Source organism: Phenylobacterium sp. P4_E10, from assembly GCF_056401675.1.
On sequence record NZ_JBFUIW010000003.1, the window covers coordinates 351,563 to 360,368 of the forward strand.

8 protein-coding genes are annotated in these 8,806 nt (G+C 70.1%); 4 read left to right on the top strand and 4 right to left on the bottom strand.

What is annotated here, in order from left to right; translation table 11 throughout:
• Positions 1–11: 11 nt before the first annotated feature.
• Entirely contained in the window at positions 12–2,033 is a 2,022-nt protein-coding gene (locus tag AC1DQJ_RS05605; RefSeq protein WP_477601083.1) for a hypothetical protein, read from the top strand.
• Here AC1DQJ_RS05605 and AC1DQJ_RS05610 read toward each other — a convergent pair whose 3' ends face one another.
• The 4 genes from AC1DQJ_RS05610 to AC1DQJ_RS05625 form a co-directional block, all read right to left on the bottom strand.
• Complete coding sequence (locus tag AC1DQJ_RS05610) at positions 2,034–3,104, bottom strand: phosphotransferase (protein ID WP_477601085.1); 1,071 nt, start codon at positions 3,102–3,104, stop codon at positions 2,034–2,036.
• Complete coding sequence (locus tag AC1DQJ_RS05615; protein WP_477601087.1) at positions 3,101–3,448, bottom strand: nuclear transport factor 2 family protein; 348 nt, start codon at positions 3,446–3,448, stop codon at positions 3,101–3,103. Before AC1DQJ_RS05615 ends, AC1DQJ_RS05610 begins: the two co-directional genes overlap by 4 nt.
• 2 nt (positions 3,449–3,450) lie before the next feature.
• Positions 3,451–4,680 (bottom strand): FAD-dependent oxidoreductase, encoded by a 1,230-nt coding sequence (locus AC1DQJ_RS05620; RefSeq protein WP_477601089.1) that lies wholly within the window; start codon positions 4,678–4,680, stop codon positions 3,451–3,453.
• Between the two features lie 83 nt (positions 4,681–4,763).
• On the bottom strand, positions 4,764–5,738 hold the full coding sequence (locus AC1DQJ_RS05625) for an amidohydrolase family protein (protein ID WP_477601091.1): 975 nt from the start codon (positions 5,736–5,738) through the stop codon (positions 4,764–4,766).
• Between the two features lie 138 nt (positions 5,739–5,876).
• On the opposite strand from AC1DQJ_RS05625, the gene AC1DQJ_RS05630 reads away from it, so the two are divergent.
• From AC1DQJ_RS05630 to mhpA, 3 genes are all read left to right on the top strand, one after another.
• Complete coding sequence (locus tag AC1DQJ_RS05630; protein WP_477601092.1) at positions 5,877–6,800, top strand: VOC family protein; 924 nt, start codon at positions 5,877–5,879, stop codon at positions 6,798–6,800.
• A 23-nt stretch (positions 6,801–6,823) separates the two neighbouring features.
• Entirely contained in the window at positions 6,824–7,690 is an 867-nt protein-coding gene (locus AC1DQJ_RS05635; protein ID WP_477601094.1) for a fumarylacetoacetate hydrolase family protein, read from the top strand.
• Positions 7,683–8,806, top strand: a 1,124-nt coding sequence (mhpA, locus tag AC1DQJ_RS05640; protein WP_477601096.1) for a bifunctional 3-(3-hydroxy-phenyl)propionate/3-hydroxycinnamic acid hydroxylase MhpA, incomplete at its 3' end; no start/stop codon positions are given. The genes AC1DQJ_RS05635 and mhpA, both read left to right, overlap by 8 nt.

An 8,806-nucleotide genomic window follows, 5' to 3' on the forward strand; every position in this document is an offset into this window, starting at 1 on the left:
CCGCCGCCGCATTGCAGGACCAGGCCTACAGGACCATCGCGCCGCCCCCGCCGCAGGTTCGCCTGTCGATCGGCGTCACCGGCCATCGCCAGTGGAACGCCGCCTTCGCCGCCAACCTCGTCACCATCGAGGCCACCCTCAAGCGGGTATTCGACGCCCTCGACGCCGCCGTCGCGGCCGAACCGCCGCTGCTGGGGCCCGGCTCGCTCGGACCGACCCGGCTGCATTCCATGTTGGTGGACGGCCTCGACCAGATGGCCGCTATCGAAGCCTTGGGCCGCGGCTGGGAGCTTGTCGCGCCCTTGCCCTTTGGCCGCGCCCTGAACCTGGCCATCAACGCCCACCCCGAGAACGCCCATGAGGCGCGTTTCCTGCTGACTGGCGCCGGCAGCTGCGGCAAGGCCACCGCGGTGCGCGCCGCGGCGATCGCCGAACTCGAAACCAGGGCCCGGGTGTTCGAGCTGGCCGATCGCGACGAGGACATCGCCGCCCTCTATTTCGCTCGCTTGGAGCGGCCCGCCGACGTCGCCGCGGCCCAGGCCTATACCTTCCTGGCCTCGGAGCGGGTGGCGCTCGCCGCGCAGGTGATGATCGAGCAATCAGACCTGATCGTCGCCGTCTGGGATGGGGCCGGCGCCAGCTTTGTCGGCGGCGCGGGCCACACCATCGCCCTGGCCCTGGAGATGGGCGCGCCGGTGGTCTGGATCGATGCCCGCGCGCCGGAACGCTGGCGCATCCTGCGCGCGCCGGAATCGCTGGCGGTGATCATGGCCGGAGCCGCCGAAGACGATCGAGACGAGGCGCTGGCCGCCCTCGTCCAGGGCGCCCTGCGGCCGACCCCGGGTCACCAGCCTGACCCGCACCGCAACTCGGTCGATGGCCTCAAGGCCTTGGACGCCGAACGCTGGCGGCCGCGCAGCAGCGCCCCGTGGCACGCCTATCGCCGGATCGAGGCGGTGTTCGGGGCCGACGATCTGAAGGGCTGCTTCCGCAACCTGACCCAGACCTACGAGCCGCCCGACGCCATCTCCGCCGGCAGCGCCGCCGACCAGCTACGCGCGGCCCAGGCCCTGCCCGGCCAGGAACCCGGTTTCGTCGCGCGCATAAGCAATGAGGTCCTGCGCCGCTTCGCCTGGGCGGACGGCATCTCCTCGCGGCTCTCGGACAACTACCGCGGCGGGATGATCCTGAGCTTCCTGTTCTCGGCCCTCGCCATCGTCGGCGGGGTCGCCTACCTGCCGTTCGCCAGCAGCCACGAGAAGTGGATGTTCGCTGTGCTGGAGCTGGCGCTGCTGATGGCCATTCTCGGCATCACCTTCGTGGGCCAGCGGCGGCGCTGGCATGCGCGCTGGTTCGAGACCCGCCGGGTCGCCGAGTACTTCCGCCATGCGCCGATCCTGCTGTTGCTCGGCGTCGCTCGCCCGACCGGCCGTTGGCCGCGCGGTTCGCGGACGTCATGGCCCGAATGGTACGCCCGCCATGGCCTGCGTGACGTCGGCTTGCCGCGACTGAAGATGACAGCCGCCTATCTGCGCGGAGCGCTGAAGAGCCTGCTGCTCGATCACGTGGTGACCCAGCGCGACTATCACCGCGGCAAGGCCGCCCGGCTGGCCCGCGCCCACCATCATCTCGACCGACTGTCCGAGGTGCTGTTCACCCTCGCCGTCCTGTCGGTCACCGGATACCTGGTCCTGAAGGCTGGCGGCGCCCTGCACCTGATCGACAAGGAGATCGCCGCCCGCCTGTCGCAGATGTTCACCTTCCTCGGCGTCCTGCTGCCCACCTTCGGCGCGGCCATCGCCGGCATCCGCTACTTCGGCGACTTCGAACGCTTCTCGGCCATTTCGGAAGTCACCGCCGAGAAACTCGACGCCGTCGCCGCGCGCATCCAACTGCTGCTCACCGCCCCCGACGGCGCCATCGACTACGCCCGCGTCTCCGAGCTGGCCCACGTGGCCGACGACATCGTGGTCAGCGAGATCGAGAACTGGCAGGCGGTGTTCGGCGGCAAGCACATCACCGTGCCGGTCTGACTATCCCACCACGCCGTGGTCGCGCATGTGCTCGGCCGCGCTGCCCAGCATCTGCAGGAACATCTCGTCGCCGCGCTCGGTCTGGGTCACGACCATCGCCGCGAAGAAGGCGGTCGCGAACAGCAGGTAGGCGCCGCGGCCATAGAGCGGCTTCAGCTCGTCCATCCCGAAGCCCTGAACCCCGTGGGCCTTCAGCGTGTCGAGATAGAGCGCCAGCAACGCCGGCTCCTCCGCCCGCCGCACCTCCGGCGCCAGCGCCCCGGCCAGGAAGTAGGCCAGGTCCGTAGGGCCGCTGCCATAGGCGAACGATTGCCAGTCCAGCACCGCCACCGGATAGCCGCCGGCCGGCGTGCCGAACATCATGTTGTCCGGCCGAAAGTCGTTGTGGGTCAGGCAGCGCGGCCCGCCCGCCGGATCGCCGAACTGCTGGAAGCGCGGCGCCAGCCAGTCGCCGACTTCGGTCCACTCGGGCTTCAGCCGATCCCCGTAGCGGAACTTGAAGCCCGCCCAGAGCGCGGAGACCATCTCTTCGTTCGCGGCCCCGGCCGGCGCGGCCTTGGACCCGGAGACCCACGGCAGCTCGTCCAGGCCGTCGTCGCCCCAGTGCGAGGCGTGCAGCTTGGCTGCCTGTTCGACCACCAGCCGCGCCTGCTCCAGGCTCACACCGCGCAACTGGTCGCCCTGCACCGCCGGCGCGAGGTCCTCCATCATCAGCACGAAGTTGCTGGTCGCCTCGTCCACGTCGGTGAAGTAGCAGCGCGGCGTCTGCACCAGCGCCCCCGGCGCCAGCTGCTGGTAGAAACGCACCTCGCGCAGGTAGTTGCCGAGCATGATCCCCGTGGCTCGGCTCTCCGCTCCTGCGGCCGGGAACTTGCCCACGATGGCGTCCGGCGCGTCCTCGCCGCGGCGCGCATAGCTCAGCCGAAACCGCACGCTGTCGCCGATCTGGCCGGTGCCGACAGGCTGGGCTTCGAAGCTCTCGACCACGGCGTCGACGCCGCCCGCCGCCAGCACCTTCGACAGCCACGCCGCATCGATCTCGCCCGGCTCGCGGATATCCGGAACGCTCATGCCGGGAGCTGGTGCACGTAGACTTCGTTCAGGGCGATCTTGCCGTCCTTGAGGATCACCAGGTCGAAACCGCGCATCCGCCCCGCCCCTTCGATGTCGCAGTACCAGCGCCCGCAGAACCCGCCCGGGATCGGCCACACCTCGTCGGGCGTGTAGGTCATCGCCGGCGTCGCGGCGAACAGGCCGGTCAGGTAGCCGCGCAGCGCCGCCTGGCCGCTCAGGCCCCCGGCCGTCTGCGGGTCCTTGTAGACCGTGTCTTCACTGTAGAAGCCGCACAGCCGCTCGACGTCCTTGTCGGTCCAGGCCTTCAGCCAGCGGGCGTTGAAGTCTTCGATGTCGCTCACGCTCAGTCCTCCAGCACGCGAGCGCGGTGCGCGTCGGTGAAGATCTCGGCCGGCGCGGCTTCCGGCCCGGCCATCACCGCCAAGCTGTGCAGCCGCAGGGTCGGATCGCCGGCGGCCCGCTCGAAGTGCCGGCGGCGGCGCTCGCGCGCGGCCTCGCCGAACTCCATGTCCAGCGCCGACTGCAGCTTGGCCGCAAAGCGCAGGCGCCGCATCCGCTCGGCCCGCTCCTCGCCGTAGGGCGCAAAGCTCAGGCTCTCCCAGTCGTCGGTCGACTTCAGCAGCTCGCTGACGATCCGCACGTCGCGATAGGTGATCGACAGCCCCAGCCCGATGATCGGGTCGTTCCAGCCGGCCGCGTCGCCGACCAGCACCACGCCCTTGCCGTAGGGCTCGTCCGTCCAGCTGTCGGCGTTGACATAGCTGAACAGCGGCCCGGCCGGCTGCCCGCTGGTCAGGCTCCGATTGGCCGGGCTGCAGCTCATCTCGAAGGCGTCCAGGAACCGCCGCGCCCCGCCCTCGCCGCGGAACCGCTGCTGCTGGTCGAGCGCGTAGCCGCCATAGACCCGCACCATGCCGCCGCCCTGCGGAAACGCCAGGAAGCCGAAGTCGCCCTCGGTGCCGATCGCCTGCAGCTCCGGATCCCAGCCGACCACGTCCTTGACCAGCAGCCCGCCGAACCAGTGGTGCGGCTTGTCCTGGTGCAGCGCGATCCCGGCCGCCTCGCGCACCTGCGAGGCGCGGCCGTCGGCCCCGACCAGCAGCCGCCCCGCCGCCTCGTGCAGCTGTCCGTCAACCTCGTAGGTCACCTGCCGATCGGCCACGGACACCGATGCGACCCGCACCCCGCGCAGCCCGCTGGCGCCGGCCGCCTTGGCCGCGTCGAATAGGGTCTGGCAGTGCAGCGGGTGGCGCAGGCACAGCGGCCCGGGCACGCCCTCCTTGAAGAAGTTCAGCGGCAGCGTATTGGCCTCGGCCGCCGCCGGGTCGAGCGACTCGTCATAGGTCACGTGCCGGGTGATGTGATGGCCGCCGGCGCCGACCAGCAGGTCGTAGAGCCCCAGGCGCTGGACCTCGGTCACGCCCCACGGCGCGATCCATTCGCCGCGGACCTTGTCCTCATAGACTTCGGTCTGCTCGAGCAGCAGCACCGAACGCCCCGCCTGGGCCATGACGGTCGCCAGCGCCGAACCGCCGATGCCGCCGCCAATGATGATCAGATCGTAGGTCTGCACGGTACGCTCCGCCCTGACGTTCTGTTCTTTTCGGCAAGTACGCCCCGGCGCGAAGCCGCTGTCCAGGGCGCCCCCACGTCACGCTAGCGGGCCATCTCCGCCAGTCGCGGAAACACACGCAATGCGTTCTCGCGGGCGATGGCCCGCGCATCGCTCTCGCTCAGCGCCTCCAGTTGGCGGATGTTGCGCGCCACGCCCGGCTCGGGCGTGAACGGCCAGTCGCTGCCGAACAGGATCTGCCCGATCGGCGCGATGGCCCGCAGGCCGTTCAGCGCGATCGGATGACCGCTCAGCGCCACGTCGTAATAGAGCCTCTCCAGAGTCTCGAAGACCTCCGCCTCGCCCAGCGGCCGCGGGTTGATGAACGGCAGGTTGGCGAAGGCCGCGATCCGCGCCACCAGCGCCGGCAGCGCCGCCCCGCCATGCGGCACGATCACCTTCAGGTCCGGGTTCTCCTGCAGCCGCCGCGAATAGATCAGATCGACGACGCTGCGGGTCGTATCGAGCGGGAACTCCAGCAACGGCGCCGGCCGGCCGAGCCCCACCTGCTCGAAGCAGGCCGGGCTGGTCGGATGCAGGAACACCGTGGCCCCGCGGCGGTTCAGCTCGGCGAAGATCGGCGCGAACCGCGGCGAACCCAGATACTCCCCGTCGCTGTTGGTCTCCAGGATCACCCCATCGACCCCCAGCCGCTCGAAGGCGTAGGCGATCTCGGCCAGCGCCGCCTCGACATCCGGCATCGGCAGGCTGGCGAAATAGCCGAACCGCCCCGGATGCTCGCGCACCAGTGCCGCCCCCGCCTCGTTGACCTGCCGACACAGCAGCCCGCGCCCCGCCTGCGGCAGGAAGTGGTTCGAGGGCGAGGACAGCGACACCATCGCCGTGGCGATCTCCTGGCGGTCCATCATCTCCAGCGCGGCGGCCGCGCTCCAGGCCGGGATCGGCATGCCGCCGTCGACGGTGGCCAGGCCCGCCTTGCCCAGCGCCTCGCAATAGAAGTCCGGCAGGAAGTGCGCGTGGACATCGATGCGGCCGCAGCCGCAGGCGGGAGCGCCCATCTTTTCCCCATCCGATGATATTTGACCGTATCGTCATTTAGGAAGCGATGGGTTCGCCCTGGCAAGACCATTTTTACGCTTGCGCGACCCCAGGCTCGCGCAGATGATTGACTAATTGGTCATTTATGAGAGCGTGTCATGAGCACGATCAAGATCGAGGACATCGGCTTCGTCCGCTTCCAGGCTCCGGACCTCGCCCAGATGCGCAGCTTCCTTGAGGATTTCGGCCTGAGCGTCGCCCAGGACGGCGAACGGCTGTTCGCCCGCGGAGCCGGTCCCAGCCCCTTCCTGCACGTGACCGAGCTGGGCGAGCCGGGCTTTACAGGCCTTGGCCTCCGCGCCGCCTCGCTGGCCGACCTCGAGACCCTAGCCAAGGCCGAGGGCGTGCGGGTCGCACCGCTCGACGCCCCCGGCGGCGGCCACGTCGTCACCCTCTCCGATCCCGACGGCCGCCGCGTCGAGGTGGTCGCCGGCCAGGCCGCCGCCGATCCCGCGCCCTTGCCCGCCCGCGAACCGTGGAACACTCAGGCCAACCGTGATCGCCTGCGCCAGACCAAGCGCGTGGCCGGCGGCCCGGCCCACGTCGTGCGCCTCGGCCACTGCGTGCTGAACGTCGCCGACTTCCGCGTCTCGGAGCGCTGGTACAAGGAGCGCTTCGGCTTCATCACCTCCGACGAGATCGCCCTGACCCCGGAGTTCTCGCTCGGCGCCTTCATGCGCTGCGACCGCGGCGCCACCCCAACCGACCACCACACCCTGTTCCTCGTGCAGAGCCCCAAAGGTCCCGGCTTCAACCACGCCGCCTTCGAGGTCGCCGACTTCGACGACCTGATGGCCGGCCACCAGAAGCTGAAGGACGCCGGCCGCCACGCCGAATGGGGCGTCGGCCGCCACATCCTCGGCAGCCAGGTGTTCGACTACTGGCGCGACCCCTGGGGCCACACCCTGGAGCACTGGACCGACGGCGACCTGTTCACCGCCGACGACGGCTCCAACGTCGCCAGCATCACCGACCTGATGGGCGTGCAGTGGGGTCCGTCCGCCCCGCCGACCATGGCCTGAAGCCACATCCGGAGACCCGATCCATGAAGCTCGCCACCTTTCAGGCCGGCCAGGCGCCCGAACTCGGCGCCGTCGTCGGCGACACGATCGTTCCACTGAACCGCGCAGCCCCCGGCCTGCCCGCCGAGATGATCGGCCTGATCGCCGCCTGGCCGCAGGTCGAGAACCAAGTCCGCGCCATCATGAAGGCCGCCGACGGCGCCCTGCCACTGGATCAGGTCCGGCTGCTGGCCCCGATCCGCCGCCCCGGCAAGATCATGGCCATCGGCCTGAACTACGCCGACCACATCGCCGAGAGCAACCTGGGCACGCCTGAGCATCAGGTCTGGTTCTCCAAGGCTCCGACCGCCGCCAACGGCCCCTACGATCCGATCGACGTGCCCAAGGTCTCCCAGGCCCTGGACTACGAGGCCGAGATGGTCGCGGTGATCGGCGCGGGCGGGCGCCACGTCTCCAAGGCCGACGCGGCCGGCGTCATCTTCGGCTACTGCGTCGGCAACGACGCCACCGAGCGCGCCTGGCAGCACCGGACCCCGCAATGGGTGATCGGCAAGTCGTTCGACACCCACGCGCCGTTCGGCCCCTGGATCACCACCGCCGACGAGGTTCCCGATCCGCACGCCCTCGGCATACGCTGCCAGGTGAACGGCGAGACCCGGCAGAACTCCAATACCCGCCACCTGGTCTTCAATGTCTGGGACCAGATCGAGCACCTGTCCCAGGCCATGACCCTGGAGCCGGGCGACCTGATCTTCACCGGCACGCCCGGCGGCATCGGCGCGGCCATGAAGCCGATGCACTTCCTCAAGGCCGGCTACATCGTCCGCATCGAGATCGACAGCCTCGGCGCCATCGAAAACCCCTGCGCGCCGGAGCCCCACCGTGGGTGAGGACGGCTATGACTGCGATATCCTGATCGTCGGGCTCGGACCGGTCGGCGCCATGCTGGGCGTGCTGCTGGCCCGCGCCGGCGTCACCAGCATCGCCATCGAAAAGGATGTCGCGGTCTATCCCCTGCCGCGCGCCGCGCACTTCGATCACGAGATCATGCGCCTCTTCCAGCAGGTTGGGATCGCCGAGGAGGTCGGCCGTCACGCCCGCCCCGCCCCGGCCTATGAGTTCCGCGCCGCCGACGGCCAGTTGCTGGTGCGCATGGACCTGCCGCAGCTCGCCCCCTGCGGTTGGGCGGCTGGCTACATGTTCCACCAGCCCGCCGTCGAGAAGGCGCTGCGCGCCCAACTCGACCAGAGCCCGTTGGCGCAGGTGCGGCTGGCGCATCGCTTCGTCCGCCTGGATCAGCACGCTGATGGCGTCACCGCGGTCATCGAGGGGCCGGACGGCGCCTCGGAAGTCCGCGCCCGCTATCTGGTCGGGTGCGACGGCGCCTCCAGCCTGGTGCGCGAGGCGCTTGGAGGCAAGCTGGACGACTATAGCTTCGACGAGCCCTGGCTGGTGATCGACGCCATTGCTTTGGAGGGCGCCCGCCTCCCCGAGGTCAATCTGCAGATCTGCGACCCGGCTCGTCCGACCACCTGCGTGCTGATGGGGCCCGGACGCCATCGCTGGGAATTCATGCTGCTGCCCGGCGAGACTTCCGAGCAGATGCTCGACGACGAATTCATAGCGTCCCTGCTCGCGCCGTGGGACTGCGGCCCCGTCACCATCGACCGCAAGGCCGTCTACCGCTTCCACGGGCTGGTCGCCAAACAATGGCGCAGCGGCCGTGTGCTGCTGGCCGGCGACTCCGCCCACCAGATGCCGCCCTTCGCCGGCCAAGGCATGTGCTCGGGCCTGCGCGACGCCGCCAACCTCGCCTGGAAGCTCAAGGCGGTGCTCGCCGGCGAAGCCGACGACGCCCTGCTCGACACCTACCAGACCGAACGCGAGCCGCACGTGCGGACCTATATCGAGCTGGCCATCGGCATGGGCCGGGTCGTCTGCACGCTCGACCCGCAGATCGCCGCCCAGCGCGACGCCGGCATGCTGGCCCAGCGCGCAGCCGGCGC

Coding starts and splice junctions, on each gene's coding strand:
- AC1DQJ_RS05635 (WP_477601094.1), top strand. CDS start 6,824: ATGAAGCTCGCCACCTTTCAGGCCGGCCAGGCGCCCGAACTCGGCGCC.
- AC1DQJ_RS05625 (WP_477601091.1), bottom strand. CDS start 5,738: ATGGGCGCTCCCGCCTGCGGCTGCGGCCGCATCGATGTCCACGCGCAC.
- AC1DQJ_RS05630 (WP_477601092.1), top strand. CDS start 5,877: ATGAGCACGATCAAGATCGAGGACATCGGCTTCGTCCGCTTCCAGGCT.
- AC1DQJ_RS05610 (WP_477601085.1), bottom strand. CDS start 3,104: ATGAGCGTTCCGGATATCCGCGAGCCGGGCGAGATCGATGCGGCGTGG.